Genomic DNA, 17,668 nt, shown 5'->3' on the forward strand with positions numbered 1-17,668 from the left:
CTCCGGCCCGCCCCGCTCAGCTCAGCGTGCACGCGGCCAGCACGACCGCCGTGGTGAGTTCGCAGGCCGCGCCCAGCACGTCCCCGGTGACCCCGCCGAAGCGGCGCCGCGTGTGCGCCACCAGCAGCGCCACCACCGCCGCCGCGACCACCACCCCCACCGCCGCCCTCGGCCCCACCGCCACCAGCCCCGCGGCGGCCAGCAGCACCGCCCACCCCGCGGGCACCCACCACGGCTGCGTCCCGGCGACCAGCGCGCCCAACCCGTCCAACCGCGCCGCCGGGACCCCGCGCACGCAGCACGCCCCGAACGCCGTCCGCCCGGCCGCCAGCGCGAGCACGACCCCCGCCCACGGCACCGACGGCAGCGCCACCGCCTCGACCCCCAGCACGACGATCAGCGCCACCACCCCGAACGGCCCGACGTCGCCGCCCTTCATGACCGCCAGCGCCCGCTCCGGCGGCCCGTAGCAGCCGAGCCCGTCCGCGGTGTCCGCCAGCCCGTCCAGGTGCATCCCCCGGGTCACCAGCGCCAGCACGCCCACCGCCAGCACCCCCGCGAGCAGCGGCGGGAACGGCAGCCACAGCACCCCGGCGGCCAACAGCCCGAGCAGGGCGCCGACCACGGGTGCCACCGCGATCGCCGAGCGGGCCGCCCGGGTGTCCACCGAGTCGACGTGCAGCGGCAGCACGGTCAGCCAGGACAGGGCCAGCCGCAGACCGGTCATCCGGCGTCGGTCGGCAGCGGGGTGTCGCGCCCGCTGACCCCCGCGTCCTCGAAGGTCGCCATCTCGGCCAGGACGCGGGTCGCCATGGAGACCAGGGGCAGCGCGGCGAGCGCGCCGGACCCCTCGCCCAGCCGCAGGTCCAGTTCCAGCAGCGGCGTGAGGTCGAGCTGTTCCAGGGCGAGGGTGTGCGCGGGTTCCACCGACCGGTGCCCGGCGACCCACCACGCCGACGCGCCCGGCGCCAGTTCCTCGGCGACCAGCGCCGCCGCCGCGCTGATCAACCCGTCGAGGATCACCGGTGTCCGGCGCACGGCCGCCTGCGCCAGGAACGCCGCCATGGCCGCGATGTCCGCGCCCGAGGCGGCGCGCAGCAGCGCCACCGGGTCGCCCGACACCCGGCGGGCCCGGCGCAGGCCGTCGCGGACGGCCACCGCCTTGCGCATCCACCCCCGGTCGTCGATGCCGGTGCCGCGGCCGACCACGGCCACCGGCTCCGCGCCGGTCAGCGCGGCGATCAGCACCGAGGCGGGGGTGGTGTTGCCGATGCCCATGTCACCGGCGACCAGCAGGTCCGCCCCGCTGTCGACCTCCTCGTCGGCGATCGCGCGACCGGCGGTGATCGCCGCGCGCACCTCGGCGTCGGACAGGGCGTCCTCGCGGTCGACCGACCCGGACGAGCGGCGGACCTTGTGCGCGGTGACCTGCTCGGGCAGCCCCGCGCCGTCGGTGTCGACCGACAGGTCCACCACCCGCACGGTCGCCCCGGCGACCGAGGCCAGCACGTTGACCGCCGCGCCCCCGGTGAGGAAGTTCGCCACCATCTGGCCGGTGACCTCGCTCGGGAACGCCGAGACCCCGTGCGCGGCGACCCCGTGGTCACCGGCGAACACGACCACCCTGGGCCGGGCGAACGGCTTCGGCGGGCACTGGCCCTGGCAGGCCGCCACCCACACCCCGAGCTCCTCCAGCCGCCCCAGCGAGCCCTGCGGCTTGGTCAGCCGCTCGTGCCGGGCGACGGCCTCGCGGCGGGCGGTCGCGTCCGGCGCGGTCACGTGCGGGAAGTCGGTGCTCACCGGGGTGCCTCCGAGGGGGTTCAGCGTCAGCGCAGCCGCAGCGGCAGGCCCGCGACCAGCAGCAGCACCTCGGTGCTCACCTCGGCCAGGGACGCGTTGACCGCGCCGAGTTCGTCGCGGAAGAGCCTGCCAGAACGGGTCGCGGGAACCACACCCAGCCCGACCTCGGCCGACACCACCACCAGCGGCGCCGCGCACGCGGCGACCGCGTCGACCAGCCGCGCCCGCTCGGCCGCCACCGTGATCCCCGGGGTGGTCCAGGCCGCGGCGTCGTCGAGGGCACCGGTGAGCCAGGTCGCCACGTCGTCGAGCAGCAGCGGCGGGTCGCCCGCGCGGGCCGCGGACAGGGCGGCGACGAGGGACCCGGTGTCCGGGACCTCCACCGTGCGCCAGGTGGCGGGCCTGCGGTCGACGTGGGTGGCGATCCGCGCGTCCCACTCCGCGTCGCCCGGCACCCGGCGGGCGGTGGCCAGGTAGGTGGCCGGGCCGTCGGCCGGGAGCAGGCCCTCGGCGTGCGCGGACTTGCCCGACCGGGCCCCGCCCAGCACCAGCGTCTTCACGTCCGGGCACGCTACCGTCCCGGGCATGAGCTTCAGTTGGCGCTACGAGGACACCACCGGCGGCCCCGTCCCCGGCCCGGCCGTCACCTTCGACGACCAGGCCGAGGCCGAGGACTGGTTCAGCACCACCTGGCCGGACCTGCTGGAATCCGGCGTCAAGCAGGTGACCCTGCTCGACGGGGAGACCGAGGTCTACGGCCCGATGGGCCTGCGCACCCCCTGACCGCGGGTGCGGCTCAGGGGCTGACGGTCAGCGACGGGTCCGTGACGACCACGTCGGCGAGCACGTCGTCGATCGCCTTGAGCAGGTCGGCGTCGAGCTTCCTGCCCGCCGCGGCGGCGTTGTCGACGACCTGCTCCGGGCGGGACGCGCCGATGATGGCCGAGGCGACGTTCTGGTTCTGCAAGACCCACGCCACCGCGAGCTGCGCCATGCTCAGCCCGGCCTGCTCGGCCAGCGGCTTGAGCTGCTGCACGGCGGTGAGCACGTCGTCGCGCAGCCAGCGGGAGATCATGTTCTTGCCGCCGGTCTCGTCGGTCGCCCGGGACCCGGCGGGCGGCTCGGCCCCCGGCGCGTACTTGCCGGTCAGCACGCCCTGCGCGATCGGCGACCACACGACCTGGCCCAGGCCCTCCCGCTCGGAGGTGGGCACGACCTGCTTCTCGATGACCCGCCACAGCATCGAGTACTGCGGCTGGTTGGAGATGAACGGCACGTTCAGCTCCCGGGCCAGCGCCGCGCCCCGGGTGATCTGGTCCGCGGTCCACTCCGAGACGCCGATGTAGAGGACCTTGCCCTGCCGCACCAGGTCGGCGAAGGCGAGCATGGTCTCCTCCAGCGGCGTGGTCCGGTCGAACCGGTGCGCCTGGTAGAGGTCGAGGTAGTCGGTGCCGAGCCGCTGCAGGGAGGCGTGCGCGGACTCCATGACGTGCTTGCGGCCCAGGCCCTTGTCGTTGGGGCCGCCGGGACCGGTCGGCCAGAAGACCTTGGTGAAGATCTCCAGGCCCTCGCGCCGCTGCCCCTTGAGGGCGCGGCCGAGGACCGACTCGGCCTTGGTGTTGGCGTAGACGTCGGCGGTGTCGAAGGTGGTGATGCCCGCGTCGAGGGCGGCGCGCACGCAGGCCTGCGCGGCGTCCTCCTCGACCTGCGAGCCGTGGGTCAGCCAGTTGCCGTAGGAGATCTCGGAGACGTTGAGGCCACTGCGGCCCAGGCGGCGGTGTTCCATAGGAACGAGCCTAATCCGAGGTGCTTCGTTGTGCTAACTGTTGAGAGTGGACAGAGCAGCCGGGGCGGTCAGGCGACGGCGTCGCCCGCGCGCACCCGGGGCTTGGGCACGCGCAGCTTGCGGAGCTGGGTGGCGCGCACGAACCCGTACCAGCCGATGGAGAAGCCGCGGCTGGTGTCCTTCGGGAACTTCGCCCGCACCCGCTTGGCGATCCGGCGGCCGTTGAGCACGCCCTCGACGACCATGGCGACCAGCATCAGCAGGCAGGCCAGCGTCGCGTACTGCTGGATCGCCAGCGAGGGCACCAGCAGCGACAGGAACACCACCACCGCCAGCGGCATGAACAGCCCCAGCAGGTTGCGCCGGGAGTCCACCAGGTCGCGGATGTAGGCCTTGACCGGGCCGCGGTCGCGCGGCATCAGGTAGCGGTCGTCGCCCTCGTTCATCCGCTTGCGCTGCTCGATGCGCTGGAGCTTGCGCTGGGCGGCCAGCTCGGCGCGCTCCTCCTTGCTGCCGCGGGCGCGGCGCATGGCCTCGCGGGTGGTCTTCGGCGGCGGCGCCACCGGGCCGCGCCTGCGGCCCTCGGCCTCGCGCCGCTTGGGGGTCGGCCTGCCCTTGCCGGGGGTGCGGGCCTTGGTGGTGTCGCCCACGGTCACGGCAGCCTCCTCCACCTGTTCGGCTTCGGGGCTGTCTGCGCTGGTGCGACGGAGGAACCTCACCTGTACAGGGTATGACAACCCGCTCGGTGGATACGCTGCGCCCGTGCTGGTCGTCATCGCGCCCGACGGTTTCGGGGGCACCCTGACCTCCCGGGCCGCCGCCGAGGCGATCGCCGCGGGCTGGCGCCGGGGTGCTCCGGCGCACGAACTGCTGCTGCGCCCGCTGGCCGACGGCGGCCCCGGTTTCGTCCCCGTGCTGCACGGCGCCCTGGGCGGCGAGGTCCACCAAGTGCAGGTCAGCGGCCCCCTGGGCGACCTGGTCGACGCTTCCTGGCTGCTGGTGGGGGAGACCGCCTACCTGGAGTCCGCCGAGGCCGCGGGCCTGCACCTGGTGCCCGCCGACCGCCGCGCCGGGGTGTGCGAGACGACCACCACCCGCGGGGTCGGCGAGCTGGTGGCCGCCGCCGTCACGGCGGGTGCGCGACGGGTCGTGGTCGGCCTCGGCGGTTCGGCGACCACGGACGGGGGAGCGGGGCTCATCGACGGACTCGGCGCGCTCGACCTGTCCGGGGTGCGCCTGGTGGCCGCGGCGGACGTGGAGAACCCCCTGCTCGGCCCGCACGGCGCGGCGGTGGTGTTCGGCCCGCAGAAGGGCGCTGACCCGGCCGCGGTGGCCCGCCTGGAGGCCCGGCTGGCCGGGTGGGCCGACGAGCTGGCCGCCCGCACCGGCCGCGACCCGCGCGGGCACCCCGGCGCCGGGGCGGCGGGCGGCCTGGGCTTCGCGCTGCTGGCCCTGGGCGCCGAGGTGACCTCCGGGGCGGGTCTGGTCGCCGGGGCCACCGGCCTGGCCGCCGCCGTGGCCCGCGCCGGGCTCGCGGTCACCGGCGAGGGCAGCTTCGACTGGCAGTCGCTGCGCGGCAAGCTGGTCACCGCGGTGGCCGGGGCCGCGGCCGAGCGCGGCGTGCCGTGCCTGGTGCTGGCCGGTCAGGTGTCGGTCGGGCGCAGGCAGGCGGCGTCGGCGGGGGTGGCCGAGGCGCACTCCGCCGCCGAGCACGCCGGGTCGGTGGCCGCGGCCCTGGCCGATCCGGCGGGCACCCTCGCCGACCTGGCCGAGCACGTGGCCCGGCAGTGGCGGTGACCGCTGGTGGGCGGGCCGCGACGCGCGGTGCGGGCGGACCGGGGCGTGACGCGGTGCGCGTCCGCTCCGCGCCCGGCTGTGTCACCATGGGGCGGGAACAAAATCCGTGCCTGCGTCTGTTGTCCCGATCGAGGGCCCCACTGGGTCCGCCACCGGCGTAGGACCAGCCAAGGGAGAACCATGACGACCGCCCAGGAGAACGGCACCGAAGCGGCGACCCACGGTGTCAAGCTGTCCGCCGAGGCCGCCACCAAGGCCAAGGCGCTGCTCGACCAGGAGGGCCGCGACGACATGCACCTGCGCATCGCCGTGCAGCCCGGCGGCTGCGCTGGCCTGCGCTACCAGCTCTTCTTCGACGAGCGCACCCTCGACGGCGACCTGTTCCGCGACTACGACGGCCTCAAGGTCGCCGTGGACCGGATGAGCGCCCCGTACGTCGACGGCGCCGTGATCGACTTCGTCGACACCATCGAGAAGCAGGGCTTCACCATCGACAACCCGAACGCGGGCGGCAGCTGCGCCTGCGGCGACTCGTTCCACTGAGTCCGGGAGCACCCACGCGCCAAGAGGGCCACGATCGTCGGATCGTGGCCCTCTTGGCGTGCCGGTCGGCGGTTACACGTACTCGTCGAGGTCGATGACCTGGGCCGCGTTGGCCTCGGAGACCCACCACAACGCCGCCGCCCTGGCGGCCGGGATGCCCGCGGAGACGAGCTCCGGGTCGACGGTGAGGCCGGTCGGCAGGTCCGCGCAGTCCGCGATCAGCTCGGCCATGGTGTCCGCTTCTGGAGTGCTCATGCCCTGCACGGTAAACGTAATCAACGTCACTTCCCAGGGGTACCGACCAGTAGTGTTGGGCCGAATGGTCGACGACTACCCCGACCGGTGGTTGCCCGCACGAGCGCGGGCTGATCGAATCTCGATCGCCGGTTGATCGAATCAGACCCCACGCCCCGTCGACCCCTCGGGCGTCGACCACCCACACAGGGAGAGGCCTCGTGCCCGTCGCAGTCTCCGGAAGTATCGCCACCGACAACCTGATGCACTTCCCGGGGAAGTTCTCCGAGCAGCTCGTCGCCGAGCAGCTCCACAAGGTGTCGCTGAGCTTCCTCGTCGACGACCTGGTGGTCCGCCGCGGCGGCATCGGCGCCAACATCGCCTTCGGCCTGGGCGTCCTGGGCTGCTCGCCGGTCCTGGTGGGTGCGGTCGGGGCGGACTTCGCCGACTACCGCTCCTGGCTGGAGCGGCACGGGGTCGACTGCGCGGGCGTGCACGTCTCCGAGGTCGCCCACACCGCCCGCTTCGTCTGCACCACCGACGACGAGATGAACCAGATCGCCTCGTTCTACGCGGGCGCCATGTCGGAGTCCCGGCAGATCGAGCTGCACCCGATCGAGGCCAAGGCGGGCAAGCTCGACCTGGTCCTGATCGGCCCGGACGACCCGGAGGGCATGCTCCGCCACGCCCAGGAGTGCCGCCAGCGCGGCTACGCCTTCGCCGTCGACCCCTCCCAGCAGATGGCCCGCATGGACGGCGCGCAGATCCGCGACTTCGTCACCGGCGCGGACTACCTGTTCACCAACGACTACGAGTGGGAGCTGCTGCGGCAGAAGACCGGCTGGTCCGACCAGGAGGTCATGGAGAAGGTCGGCCTGCGCGTCACCACCCTCGGCGCCAAGGGCGTGGAGATCGTCCGCAAGGACGGCACCAGCCTCACCGTCAGCGCCGTCCCGGAGACCGCCAAGGTCGACCCCACCGGCGTCGGCGACGGCTTCCGCGCGGGCTTCGTCGCCGCCATCACCCAGGGCCTGGGCCTGGAGCGCGCCGCGCAGCTCGGCTCGCTCATCGCCACCCTGGTGCTGGAGACCGTCGGCACCCAGGAGTGGACCTTCGGCAAGGAGGCGGCCCTCGCCCGCCTCAGCGACGCCTTCGGCCCCGAGGCCGCGGCGGAGATCGCCCCGATCCTGCCCTGACCGCGACCACGACCGCGAGCCCCGGCCCGGCACCACCCGGCCGGGGCTCGCGGCTGTCCGGGGTGGACCGTCCCGGGAAGACCGCACAACGCCGACGGCCGCCCCGGACAGGGGCGGCCGTCAGCGCGAGAAGACGCTCAGAGCTTGACCGGGTAGCGCGGCTCGGGCACCACCGGCGCGATCCGGCGCTCGATGAAGATCCCGTGCCACAGCATGAACACCAGCAGCGCCCAGATCCGCCGCGAGTGGTCCAGCGTCCCGGCCCGGTGCTCCTCCAGCAGCCGCAGCACCGCGTTCTTGTCGATCAGCGCGTCGGTCTGCGACTGCAGCACGATGTCGCGGGCCCAGTCGTACATCTCCGACCGCAGCCAGATCCGGATCGGCACCGGGAACCCCAGCTTGCGCCGGTTGAGCACGTGCTCCGGGACGATCCGGCGCATCGCCTGCCGCAGCGCGTACTTCGTGGTCTCCTTGGTGATCTTCTGCTCCAGCGGCACGGTCGCCGCCACCTTGAACACCTCGGGGTCCAGGAACGGCACCCGCAGCTCCAGCGAGTTCGCCATGGTCACCTTGTCGGCCTTGACCAGGATGTCCCCGCGCAACCAGGTGTAGAGGTCCACGTGCTGCATCCGGGTCACCGGGTCCAGCGCCGCCGACTCCCGGTACGCGGCGGCGGTCACGTCCCGGTGACCCACCCGGGGGTCGTAGGTCCGCAGCACCTGCTGCAACTGGTCCTCCCGGAAGATCCGGGCGTTGCCGTAGTAGCGGTCCTCCAGCGACAGCGCCCCCCGCCGCAGCAGGTCCTTGCCGCGGGTGCCCTCCGGGATCTTCGTCGACACCTTGCCCATGATCTTGCGCAGCGCCCCCGGCACCCGCTCGAACGGCGCCAGCGACAGCGGCTCCCGGTAGATCGTGTACCCGCCGAACAGCTCGTCCGCGCCCTCGCCGGACAGCACCACCTTCACGTGCTTGCGGGCCTCGCGGGCGATGAACCACAGCGGCACCAGCGCCGGGTCGGCCACCGGGTCGTCCAGGTACCACACGATCAGCGGCAGCGCGGACATCATGTCGTCCGCCGACACCGTGCGGACCACGTGCTTGACCCCGATCGCGGCGGCCGACTCGGCGGCCACGTCGATCTCGGAGTACCCCTGCCGCTCGAAGCCGGTGGTGAAGGTCACCAGGTCCGGGTTGTGCCTGCGGGCCAGCGCGGCGATCGCGGTGGAGTCGATGCCACCGGACAGGAACGACCCCACGGTCACGTCCGCGCGCATGTGCACCCGGACCGAGTCGCTGAGCACGTCGGCGATGCGGTCGTGCAGCGCATCCGCCTCGGCCTGGCCGTGCACCGGGGTCGGGGCGAACCGGGGCGTCCAGTACCGCCGGATCACCGGCTCCTCACCGGGGACCAGCGTGAACGAGTGCCCGGACTCCACCCGGTGCACCTGGGTGTGCATCGTGGCGGGCTCGGGCACGTACTGGAGCGTCAGGTAGTGCTGCAACGCCCGGCGGTCCAGTTCCTGCCGCACGCCGATGACCGGCGCCAGCTCCAGGATCGACTTCTTCTCGCTGGAGAACGCCACCCCGCCGGGGCCCACCGCGTAGAACAGCGGCTTGATGCCGAACGGGTCGCGCGCACCGAAGAGGACCTGGCGCTGGGAATCCCAGATCAGGAACGCGAACATGCCGCGCAGCCGGGGGACCGCGGCGTCGCCGAGGTAGTGGTAGGCGGCGACGATCGTCTCCGAGTCGCCGTCGGTGCTGAACCGCGCACCGTGCCGCTCCGCCAGCTCCGCGCGCAGCTCCAGGTAGTTGTAGATCTCGCCGTTGAACAGCAGGGTGTAGCGGCCCGGAGCCTCCGGCGGACCCCACACCAGCGGCTGGTGGGAGTGCTCCAGGTCGATCATCGCCAGGCGGTTGAAGCCGAAGACGGCCTCACCGCCGGTCCAGGTCCCGCTCTCGTCCGGGCCGCGGTGCCGCTGGCAGCGCATCGCGGCACCGACGGCCCCGCGGGCCGCGGCGGCGTCCATCTCCGAAGGGCAGACCAGGCCAAGCAGACCGCACACGCTTCTCGCGCACCTCTCGTGTCGAGCCGGGGGAAGCCGCCCGGTGGGGAGCCGGGCGGTCAGGCCGCGTCGCCGGGACAGCTTCGTCGCGGCGGCGGCTCCTCAGCGGAGACGCCAGTATGCCGGGCGGGGTTGCGCGGGGATGACAAGGTCGTGCTCGCCCCGAAGTGTGACCGACGTCCGCTCACCCCTCGCAGGGTGTGGCCGGGGTCGCTGGGCTAGGCTCCGCATGGCTCCAGACGAGCGTGGATCGCCGCTGCCCCAGCGGTGAGCACCCGCCCGTCGCGGGGGTCACGGGAAGATCGCCTCGAGGAGGAGTCGCGCAGTGGGCACACCTGCCTCCGGTGCCGCAGGGCACGGGAACCGCACGCCGCTCGGCCGGCCGGCCAAGCTCGCCTGCCTCATGCTGCTGGTCGTGCTCGGCGCCTCCGGGTGCTCCACCGAGCAGGTCCTGCGCTTCGGCTGGCCCGAGGGCGTCACGCCGCAGGCCGACCGGATGCGCGAGTTCTGGACCTGGTCGGTCGTCGCCGCCCTGGTCATCGGCCTCATCACCTGGGCGCTGATCATGTGGCCGGTGGTCGCGCACCGCAAGCGCGGCGACAAGCTGCCCAAGCAGTTCCAGTACAACCACTTCCTGGAGCTGATCTACACCGGCATCCCGGTCGTCATCGTGGTCGTGCTCTTCTACTTCACCGCCACGACGCAGAACTACGTGCAGGCGGAGAAGGAGCCCGACGTCACCGTCGACGTGCTCGCCTTCCAGTGGAACTGGGAGTTCGGCTACAACTCCTACAAGACCGAGTCCGGTCAGTTGGTGCAGCCGAGCGAGGACGACAAGGTGCGCACCGTCGGCAGCAGCGCCGAGATCCCGCTGCTGGTGCTGCCCACCGACCGCACCATCCAGTACAACCTGCGCTCCCGCGACGTCATCCACTCGTTCTTCGTCCCGGAGTTCCTGTTCAAGCGGGACGTCTTCCCCATGCCGGAGAAGAACGAGCAGGACTACACCTTCCAGAACTCGATCGACCAGACCGGGTCCTTCGTGGGCCGCTGCGCCGAGCTGTGCGGCACCTACCACGCGGTCATGAACTTCGAGGTCCGGGCGATCACCCCCGACCTGTTCGACCAGTACATGCGGCTGCGCGGGCAGACCAACCCGAAGACGAACAAGAACTACACCGCGGGTGAGGCGCTGGCGCAGATGAACTGCGGCGAGCTGTGCACCCCGACCGCGGTGACCACCAAGCCGTTCAACACCGACCGCACCGTGCGCACCGCGTCCAACTAGGACGCGGGCCCCGATGGACACGACGGCGGTACGACAGGTGAATGCGAGGACACCATGAAGGTCGAAGCCAGGCTCTTCGACGTCACGACCGGCTTCTTCTTTCTCTCCGCGATCGTCTACGGCCTGTGGGCGGGCGAGGCGGTGGGAACGGTGGCCCTCATCCTGACCGGCGGGCTGTCGCTGATCGTGGGTTCCTACTTCCACTTCATCGCCCGGCGGCTGGAGCAGCGCCCGGAGGACAACCCGGACGCCGAGGTCAGCGACGGCGCCGGTGAGCTGGGCTTCTTCTCCCCTGGCAGCTACTGGCCGGTGGCGGTGGCCGCCTCCGCCGCGCTCGCGGGCTTCGCCATGGCGTTCTGGCAGGTGTGGCTCCTGGTGATCGCCGTCGTCCTGGTGCTCTTCACCGTCGGTGGCCTGGTGTTCGAGTACCACACCCGGCCCGACGCCGAGTAACCACAGCAGACACGACAAGAGGCTCCACCCGATCCGATCGGGTGGAGCCTCTTCTCGTTCGTGGTCTCAGGCTTCCTTGGCGGCCAGCCTGCGCGACGTCGCCGTCCAGCGGTCCAGCAGCGTCGCCCCCGCACCGGAGTCCAGCGCGTGCGCGGCCTGCCCCAGACCCGCCTCCAGGTCCGCGTGCAGGTCGCCGGTGAAGCCGCGGAACGCCGCGATCGCCCCGGCCGCGTTCAGCAGCACCGCGTCGCGCACCGGCCCCGGCTTGCCCGCCACCAGGTCCCGCACCACCGCGGCGTTGAACGCCGCGTCACCACCGCGCAGGTCGGCCGGGGTGGCGGGGGAGACGCCCAACCGCGCCGGGTCGATCCGCTCCTCGCGCACGACCCCGCCGGAGACCACCCAGGCCCGCGTCGTGGTCGTCGTGGTGATCTCGTCCAGGTTGTCCTCACCGCGCACCACCAGCACGCTCGCGCCGCGCCCGGCGAACACCTCCGCCACCAGCGGCGCCATTCGCAGGTTCGCGCAGCCCACCAGGCCCGCGGTCGGCTTCGCCGGGTTCGTCAGCGGGCCCAGCACGTTGAACACCGTGGGGATGCCCAGCTCGCGGCGCGGCGGGCCGGTGACCCGGAACGCCGGGTGGAACACCGCGGCGAAGCAGAAGCCGATGCCCACCTCGCGCACGCAGGTGGCCACCGCGTCCGGCGACAGCTCGATCGCCACCCCCAGCTCCTCCAGCACGTCGGCCGTGCCGCACTGCGAGGACGCGGCCCGGTTGCCGTGCTTGACCACCGGCACCCCGGCGGCGGCGGCGGTGATCGCGGCCATGGTGGAGATGTTCACGGTGTGCGCCTGGTCGCCGCCGGTGCCGACGACGTCCACCGCGTGCCCGTCGACGTGCACCAGCCGGGCGTGCGCCAGCATGCCCGCGGCCATGCCCGCGATCTCCTGCGGCGTCTCGCCCTTGGCCCGCAGCGCGACGGCGAACCCGGCGATCTGCGCCGGGGTGGCGCTGCCGGACATGATCTGGCCCATCGCCCACGTGGTGTCCGCCTCGGTGAGGTCGGCGCGTTCGATCAGGCGGTTGAGCAGGCCCGGCCACGAGGGCGGCTGGCCGGTGGGGACCGGGATGACCACGGGGACCGACCCGCTCAGCCGCGGACGACGGGCAGGCGCTGCGAGCGCAGCACATCGGCCACGGTCTCGGCGGCGGTCAGCGGGTCGAGCGGGTGCACCAGCACCGCCTCGGCGCGCGACCAGGTCGCCAGCCAGCGGTCGTCCTTGCGGCGCACCGCGATCACGATCGGGGGACAGTCGGTGATCTCGTCCTTGAGCTGCCTGCACAGGCCGATGCCGCCGGTCGGCTGCGCCTCGCCGTCGAGGATCGCCAGGTCGATGCCGCCGCCGTCCATCTCCATCAGCACGTCGGACACGGTGCCCACCTCGACGAAGACCACCCGGCCCACGTCCGCGGCCGGTCGCCTGCCCACGGCTGTGACGATGCTCTCCCGCACCTCGGGCCGGTGGCTGAACACCAGGATCTTCAGGGGCTGAGTGCTCATGCTCGACGTCCTCAGGCTCAGGTCAGATCGGACCCCGCGATGTTATCGGTCTCACCCCGCCGGGGCTGCAACACGTCCCAGCCCGGGGCGTCCCCGCCCAGCCGCTGCGCCAGGCTCGCCATCCGCGACCGCTCCCGCGCGCACTCCAGCGCCGTCACCACCTGCGCCCGCACGGCGTGGAACCGGGTCGACCCGTCCGGCCCGGGGACCGGACCGCGCAGCTCGTAGCCGTCTTGACCGATCAACCCCGCCGCCTCGCCCGCCCGCTCCGGCGGCAGCTCCAGGTGGTGGCGCAGCACCGCCTGCTCGCCCTCGCGCCAGCCCGCGGCGGCGGCCAGCACCGACGAGGCGGCCTCCGCCGGGTCGAAGCTCCCGGCGACGACCACCAGGTCCGGGTCGTCGACCGGCAGCGGCGGCGGCTCCGCGCGCCCGAACAGGCCGCGGACGCGGTCCAGAAAAGACATCTCGGCTCCCGAATTGCGCATCCGCGCTCATATCGCGGCGATGACGGCGGTGTGACGCGGTCTACTCGCGCCCCGCCCGGGCGTGGCGTGTCGTCGCAGGACATAATGCGACGCGTGACTGCAGCAGCGCCCTCCATTGGCCAGCGTGTGCACTCGCTGAACCGGCCGAACATGGTCAGCGTCGGCACCATCGTGTGGCTGTCCAGCGAGCTGATGTTCTTCGCCGGACTCTTCGCCATGTTCTTCACCGTCAAGGCGCAGAACGGCGACCAAGCGTGGCCGCCGCCGCTGGCCGGTGGGGAGGAGTTCCACCTGAACGTCCCCTACGCGCTGCCGTTCACCATCATCCTGGTGCTCTCGTCGTTCACCTGCCAGCTCGGCGTGTTCGCCGCCGAGCGCGGTGACGTGTTCGGCCTGCGCCGGTGGTACGTGGCCACCCTGGTCATGGGGGCGATCTTCGTCGCGGGCCAGGCCTACGAGTACTACAACCTCGTCCACGAGGGCCTGACGATCCCGTCCGGACCGTTCGGCACGGTGTTCTTCCTGACCACCGGCTTCCACGGACTGCACGTCATCGGCGGCCTCATCGCCTTCGTCTACCTGCTCGTCCGGACCAGGCTGAGCAAGTTCACCCCCGCCCAGGCCACCTCGGCGATCGTGGTCTCGTACTACTGGCACTTCGTCGACGTCGTGTGGATCGGCCTGTTCGCCGTCATCTACCTCGTGCCATGACGGACCCCGCTCACCACCACAGCTCCGCCGAGCCCGCACTGACAGCAAGGGTTGCCGTTCAATGACCAAGAAACCACGCAGTCGTGGCAAGTTCCGCAGGCGCCTGGCCGGACTCCTGGCCCTCGGCTTCGGCCTGCTGTCGGTCGGCCTCGCCTACTCCGCGCTGGCCCCGTCGCCGCCGGTGGCCCAGGCCCAGGACGACGCCGCCCTGGTGCGCAAGGGCGAGCAGATCTACAACACCACCTGCATCTCCTGCCACGGCGCCAACCTCGAGGGCGTGCAGGACCGCGGGCCCAGCCTGGTCGGCATCGGGCAGGCCTCGGTGTACTTCCAGACGGCGACCGGGCGGATGCCCGCGGTCCGCCAGGAGGCCCAGGTCCCGCGCAAGCCCGCGAAGCTGACCCCCGAGGAGATCGACGCGATCGGCGCGTTCGTCCAGTCGCACGGCGGCGGCACCCAGTTGCCCAACGTGCCCGGCGAGCAGCTCATCGGCGAGAACCCGGCGCGCGGCGGCGAGCTGTTCCGGCTCAACTGCGCCTCCTGCCACAACTTCACCGGCCGCGGCGGCGCGCTGTCCTCGGGCAAGTACGCGCCCGCGCTGGACGGGGTCACCGAGACCGAGATCTACGCGGCCATGCTGACCGGTCCGCAGAACATGCCCAAGTTCTCCGACCGGCAGCTCACGCCGGAGGAGAAGAAGGACATCATCGCCTACGTCAAGTCGGTGACCGACGGGAACAACAACCCCGGCGGTAGTGCGCTCGGCGGGCTCGGCCCGCAGTCCGAGGGCCTGATCGCATTCATCGTGGGGATCGCCGCGCTGGTCGGCGTGACCCTCTGGATTGGGGCTAAGTCATGAGTTCGACCGACCCGGAGCAGAAGCTGCCGAGCGAAGCGGAGCTGGCGGAGCTGTCGCGGGAAGACCTCGTCCGGCTCGGCGGGAAGCTCGACGACGTCGAGCTCGTCGAGTACCCGGACCCCTGGCCGGTCAAGGGCACCCGCGCCGAGAAGCGCGCCGAGCGCCTGGTCGCCGCCTGGTTCCTGATCGCCGCCCTGGCGGGCCTGGCGTTCGTGGTCGTCTTCGTCGCCTGGCCCTCGGCCTACGTGGCGCCCGACCAGGAGGGGTACTTCGCGTACTCGCTCTACACCCCGCTGCTGGGCGCCACCCTGGGCCTGTCGGTCGCCGCCATCGGCGTGGCCGCCCTGCTCTACACCAAGAAGTTCATCCCGCACGAGGTCGCGGTCCAGCAGCGCCACGAGGGCGGCTCGACGGAGGTCGACAAGGCCACCTTCGCCGCCCACCTGGCCGACGCCGGTGTCCGCTCCACCATCGGCCGCCGCTCGCTGATCAAGCGCACCGCGGGCCTCGGCGCGGGCGCCATGGGCCTGGGCGTGGGCGTGTTCGCCCTCGGTGGCCTGGTCCGCGACCCGTGGGCGCAGACCGACACCCCGAACTCGCTGTGGCACACCGGCTGGAAGTCCGACGACGGCGAGCGCGTCTTCCTGCGCCGCGCCACCGGCAACCCCGAGGTCGTCGACCTGGTCAAGCCGGGCGACCTGGACGCGGGCGCCATGGAAACGGTGTTCCCGTTCCGCGAGTCCGAGCGCGGCGACCACGAGGCCCTGTCCAAGGCGCTCAAGCGCTCGGACAACCCGGTCATGCTGATCCGCCTGCGCCCGCAGGACGCGGCCCGCGTGGTCAAGGCCGAGGGCCAGGAGGACTTCAACTACGGCGACTACTACGCGTACACGAAGATCTGCAGCCACCTCGGCTGCCCGACCTCCCTGTACGAGCAGCGCACGAACAGGATTCTGTGCCCGTGCCACCAGTCGCAGTTCGACGCGCTCAACCACGCGAAACCCATCTTCGGTCCGGCCACGCGCAAGCTGGCCCAGCTCCCGATCGCAGTCGATGAGAAGACGGGTTACCTTTATGCACTGAGGGACTTCATCGAGCCCGTGGGACCTGCCTTTTGGGAGAGGAAGTCATGAGCGCCATCACATCTCCCACCAAGCCCAACAACGCCGCGCTGCGCGCAGCGGGCGGTGCGGCGAAGTGGGCGGACGACCGCTACCACCCGGCGGCCGGTCTGCGGAAGCAGTTGAACAAGGTCTTCCCGACGCACTGGTCCTTCCTGCTCGGTGAGATCGCCCTCTACAGCTTCATCGTGCTGCTGCTGACGGGCACCTACCTGGCGCTGTTCTTCGACCCCTCCATGCAGGAGGTCGTCTACCAGGGGTCCTTCACCAACCTGCGCGGCCTGGAGATGTCGCGGGCCTACGAGTCCGCGCTGAACATCTCCTTCGACGTGCGCGGCGGCCTCTTCGCCCGGCAGATGCACCACTGGGCGGCCCTGCTGTTCATGGCGGCGATGGTCACCCACATGTTCCGGGTGTTCTTCACCGGCGCCTTCCGCCGCCCGCGCGAGGTCAACTGGGTCATCGGCGTCAACCTGTTCCTGATCGGCGCCCTCGAGGGCTTCGCGGGCTACTCGCTGCCGGACGACCTGCTCTCCGGCGCGGGCCTGCGGATCATGTCGGGCCTGATCCTGTCGATCCCGGTCCTGGGCACCTGGGTGCACTGGCTGCTGTTCGGCAGCGAGTTCCCCGGCGAGGACATCGTGCCGCGGCTCTACTCCGCGCACATCCTGCTGATCCCGGCCATCCTGCTGGCGCTGATCGGCCTGCACCTGGCCCTGGTCTGGTACCAGAAGCACACCCAGTTCCCCGGCGTGCGCCGCAAGGAGACCAACGTCGTCGGCGTCCGCATCATGCCGGTCTTCGCGGTCAAGGGCGGCGCCTTCATGGCGGTCGTCGTCGGCGTCACCGCCGCGCTGGGCGGCCTGTTCCAGATCAACCCCATCTGGAACTTCGGCCCGTTCAACGCCTCCCACATCTCGGCGGGCACGGTCCCCGACTGGTACATGGGCTGGACCGACGGCCTCATCCGCCTGTGGCCCGCGTGGGAGATCCACCTGGGCAACTACACGATCGCGGCGGCCTTCTTCCCGTTCATCCTCGGCCTGCCGCTGCTGGGCGGCATCGCGATGATGTACCCGTGGATCGAGCGCAAGTTCACCAAGGACTACGCCCACCACAACCTGCTCCAGCGCCCGCGCGACGTCCCCGTCCGCACCAGCCTGGGCATGATGGCGATCACCTACTTCATGGTGTCCCTGCTGTCGGCGGCCAACGACGTCCTGGCGGACAAGTTCAACATCTCGCTGAACGCCACCACCTGGATGGGCCGCATCGGCCTGCTGATCCTCCCGCCGATCGCCTACTACATCACCTACCGGATCTGCCTGGGCCTGCAGCGCTCGGACCGCGAGGTGCTGGAACACGGCGTCGAGACCGGCATCATCAAGCGCCTCCCGCACGGCGAGTTCATCGAGGTCCACCAGCCCCTGGGCCCGGTGGACGACCACGGCCACCCCATCCCGCTGGAGTACCAGGGCGCGGCGGTGCCGAAGAAGATGAACAAGCTCGGCTCGGCCGGTGCTCCCGTCCAGGGCTCCTGGCTCACCCCGGACCCCCCGGAGGAGACCATCGCCCTGGCCCGAGCCCGCGCGGCTCAGCACGGCGGTCACGACGCCCACGCCCAGATCGAACCGGGCCGCAACGAGACCGGCCAGCACACGGCCACGGACGACCCGTCGGCCAAGCTGTAGTCGCGAGCGAACCACCGCCAGGGGCGGCACCCATTCCGGGTGCCGCCCCTGGCGCGTTCCTGCCCGTTGCGCCGAA

20 protein-coding genes are annotated in these 17,668 nt (G+C 72.1%); 10 read left to right on the top strand and 10 right to left on the bottom strand.

From position 1 onward, the window contains the following. Positions 1-16: 16 nt before the first annotated feature. The 3 genes from cobS to DFQ13_RS22765 are packed head-to-tail and all read right to left on the bottom strand — an operon-like array spanning position 17 to position 2,387. Positions 17-727, bottom strand: coding sequence for an adenosylcobinamide-GDP ribazoletransferase (cobS, locus tag DFQ13_RS22755; RefSeq protein WP_110081277.1), 711 nt, complete (start codon positions 725-727; stop codon positions 17-19). Then, on the bottom strand, positions 724-1,800 hold the full coding sequence (gene cobT / locus DFQ13_RS22760; RefSeq protein WP_110081278.1) for a nicotinate-nucleotide--dimethylbenzimidazole phosphoribosyltransferase: 1,077 nt from the start codon (positions 1,798-1,800) through the stop codon (positions 724-726). Before cobT ends, cobS begins: the two co-directional genes overlap by 4 nt. 26 nt (positions 1,801-1,826) lie before the next feature. Further along, complete coding sequence (locus DFQ13_RS22765) at positions 1,827-2,387, bottom strand: bifunctional adenosylcobinamide kinase/adenosylcobinamide-phosphate guanylyltransferase (protein WP_110081279.1); 561 nt, start codon at positions 2,385-2,387, stop codon at positions 1,827-1,829. On the opposite strand from DFQ13_RS22765, the gene DFQ13_RS22770 reads away from it, so the two are divergent. After that, the gene (locus DFQ13_RS22770) at positions 2,386-2,583 is read left to right on the top strand and encodes a hypothetical protein (protein ID WP_110081280.1); all 198 of its coding nucleotides are present in this window, start codon (positions 2,386-2,388) and stop codon (positions 2,581-2,583) included. The two genes, DFQ13_RS22765 and DFQ13_RS22770, sit on opposite strands and share 2 nt — an antisense overlap. Before the next feature lie 13 nt (positions 2,584-2,596). Here the strand turns inward: DFQ13_RS22770 and DFQ13_RS22775 are convergent, their stop codons facing one another. Together DFQ13_RS22775 and DFQ13_RS22780 are read right to left on the bottom strand one after the other, a co-directional pair. Continuing rightward, the gene (locus tag DFQ13_RS22775; protein ID WP_110081281.1) at positions 2,597-3,586 is read right to left on the bottom strand and encodes an aldo/keto reductase family protein; all 990 of its coding nucleotides are present in this window, start codon (positions 3,584-3,586) and stop codon (positions 2,597-2,599) included. 68 nt (positions 3,587-3,654) lie between these two features. Then, on the bottom strand, positions 3,655-4,305 hold the full coding sequence (locus DFQ13_RS22780) for a DUF3043 domain-containing protein (protein ID WP_035283343.1): 651 nt from the start codon (positions 4,303-4,305) through the stop codon (positions 3,655-3,657). 43 nt (positions 4,306-4,348) lie between these two features. On the opposite strand from DFQ13_RS22780, the gene DFQ13_RS22785 reads away from it, so the two are divergent. Together DFQ13_RS22785 and DFQ13_RS22790 are read left to right on the top strand one after the other, a co-directional pair. Beyond that, entirely contained in the window at positions 4,349-5,383 is a 1,035-nt protein-coding gene (locus DFQ13_RS22785) for a glycerate kinase family protein (RefSeq protein ID WP_110081282.1), read from the top strand. Between the two features lie 180 nt (positions 5,384-5,563). Further along, positions 5,564-5,926 (top strand): HesB/IscA family protein, encoded by a 363-nt coding sequence (locus tag DFQ13_RS22790; protein WP_035283294.1) that lies wholly within the window; start codon positions 5,564-5,566, stop codon positions 5,924-5,926. A 72-nt stretch (positions 5,927-5,998) separates the two neighbouring features. Here DFQ13_RS22790 and DFQ13_RS22795 read toward each other — a convergent pair whose 3' ends face one another. After that, positions 5,999-6,181: a hypothetical protein gene (locus DFQ13_RS22795; RefSeq protein WP_110081283.1), complete on the bottom strand. Its 183-nt coding sequence runs from the start codon at positions 6,179-6,181 to the stop codon at positions 5,999-6,001. 242 nt (positions 6,182-6,423) lie between these two features. Here DFQ13_RS22795 and DFQ13_RS22800 point away from each other — a divergent pair, with 242 nt between their 5' ends. Further along, a complete protein-coding gene (locus DFQ13_RS22800) occupies positions 6,424-7,356 on the top strand; it encodes a carbohydrate kinase family protein (protein WP_110081385.1) in 933 nt (310 codons plus the stop codon). 137 nt (positions 7,357-7,493) lie between these two features. Here the strand turns inward: DFQ13_RS22800 and asnB are convergent, their stop codons facing one another. After that, a complete protein-coding gene (asnB, locus tag DFQ13_RS22805) occupies positions 7,494-9,422 on the bottom strand; it encodes an asparagine synthase (glutamine-hydrolyzing) (RefSeq protein WP_110081284.1) in 1,929 nt (642 codons plus the stop codon). 403 nt (positions 9,423-9,825) lie between these two features. Between asnB and ctaC the strand changes: the two genes are divergently transcribed. Then, the gene (gene ctaC / locus DFQ13_RS22810) at positions 9,826-10,710 is read left to right on the top strand and encodes an aa3-type cytochrome oxidase subunit II (RefSeq protein WP_035283289.1); all 885 of its coding nucleotides are present in this window, start codon (positions 9,826-9,828) and stop codon (positions 10,708-10,710) included. A 54-nt stretch (positions 10,711-10,764) separates the two neighbouring features. Continuing rightward, on the top strand, positions 10,765-11,163 hold the full coding sequence (locus DFQ13_RS22815; RefSeq protein WP_035283287.1) for a cytochrome c oxidase subunit 4: 399 nt from the start codon (positions 10,765-10,767) through the stop codon (positions 11,161-11,163). 66 nt (positions 11,164-11,229) lie between these two features. Here DFQ13_RS22815 and trpD read toward each other — a convergent pair whose 3' ends face one another. The 3 genes from trpD to DFQ13_RS22830 are packed head-to-tail and all read right to left on the bottom strand — an operon-like array spanning position 11,230 to position 13,189. Then, positions 11,230-12,300 carry an anthranilate phosphoribosyltransferase gene (gene trpD, locus DFQ13_RS22820; RefSeq protein ID WP_233427609.1) on the bottom strand — a complete coding sequence of 357 codons (1,071 nt, stop codon included), beginning with the start codon at positions 12,298-12,300 and terminating at the stop codon, positions 11,230-11,232. Positions 12,301-12,314: 14 nt separating this feature from the next. Next, entirely contained in the window at positions 12,315-12,725 is a 411-nt protein-coding gene (locus tag DFQ13_RS22825; protein ID WP_110081285.1) for a hypothetical protein, read from the bottom strand. A 17-nt stretch (positions 12,726-12,742) separates the two neighbouring features. Further along, positions 12,743-13,189, bottom strand: a complete 447-nt coding sequence (locus DFQ13_RS22830) for a hypothetical protein (RefSeq protein ID WP_052021235.1) — start codon at positions 13,187-13,189, stop codon at positions 12,743-12,745. Positions 13,190-13,294: 105 nt separating this feature from the next. On the opposite strand from DFQ13_RS22830, the gene ctaE reads away from it, so the two are divergent. The 4 genes from ctaE (at position 13,295) to qcrB (ending at position 17,592) form a co-directional block, all read left to right on the top strand. Further along, positions 13,295-13,921 carry an aa3-type cytochrome oxidase subunit III gene (gene ctaE / locus DFQ13_RS22835; protein WP_084175659.1) on the top strand — a complete coding sequence of 209 codons (627 nt, stop codon included), beginning with the start codon at positions 13,295-13,297 and terminating at the stop codon, positions 13,919-13,921. Positions 13,922-13,982: 61 nt separating this feature from the next. Then, a complete protein-coding gene (qcrC, locus tag DFQ13_RS22840; RefSeq protein WP_035283284.1) occupies positions 13,983-14,780 on the top strand; it encodes a cytochrome bc1 complex diheme cytochrome c subunit in 798 nt (265 codons plus the stop codon). Continuing rightward, a complete protein-coding gene (gene qcrA, locus DFQ13_RS22845) occupies positions 14,777-15,913 on the top strand; it encodes a cytochrome bc1 complex Rieske iron-sulfur subunit (RefSeq protein ID WP_035283283.1) in 1,137 nt (378 codons plus the stop codon). Before qcrC ends, qcrA begins: the two co-directional genes overlap by 4 nt. After that, positions 15,910-17,592, top strand: a complete 1,683-nt coding sequence (qcrB, locus tag DFQ13_RS22850) for a cytochrome bc1 complex cytochrome b subunit (protein WP_035283281.1) — start codon at positions 15,910-15,912, stop codon at positions 17,590-17,592. The genes qcrA and qcrB overlap by 4 nt, the downstream gene beginning before the upstream one ends. The last annotated feature ends 76 nt before the right edge of the window (positions 17,593-17,668 follow it).

It is taken from the genome of Actinokineospora spheciospongiae (genome assembly GCF_003182415.1).
In the GTDB taxonomy this organism is placed as follows: Bacteria; Actinomycetota; Actinomycetes; order Mycobacteriales; family Pseudonocardiaceae; genus Actinokineospora; species Actinokineospora spheciospongiae.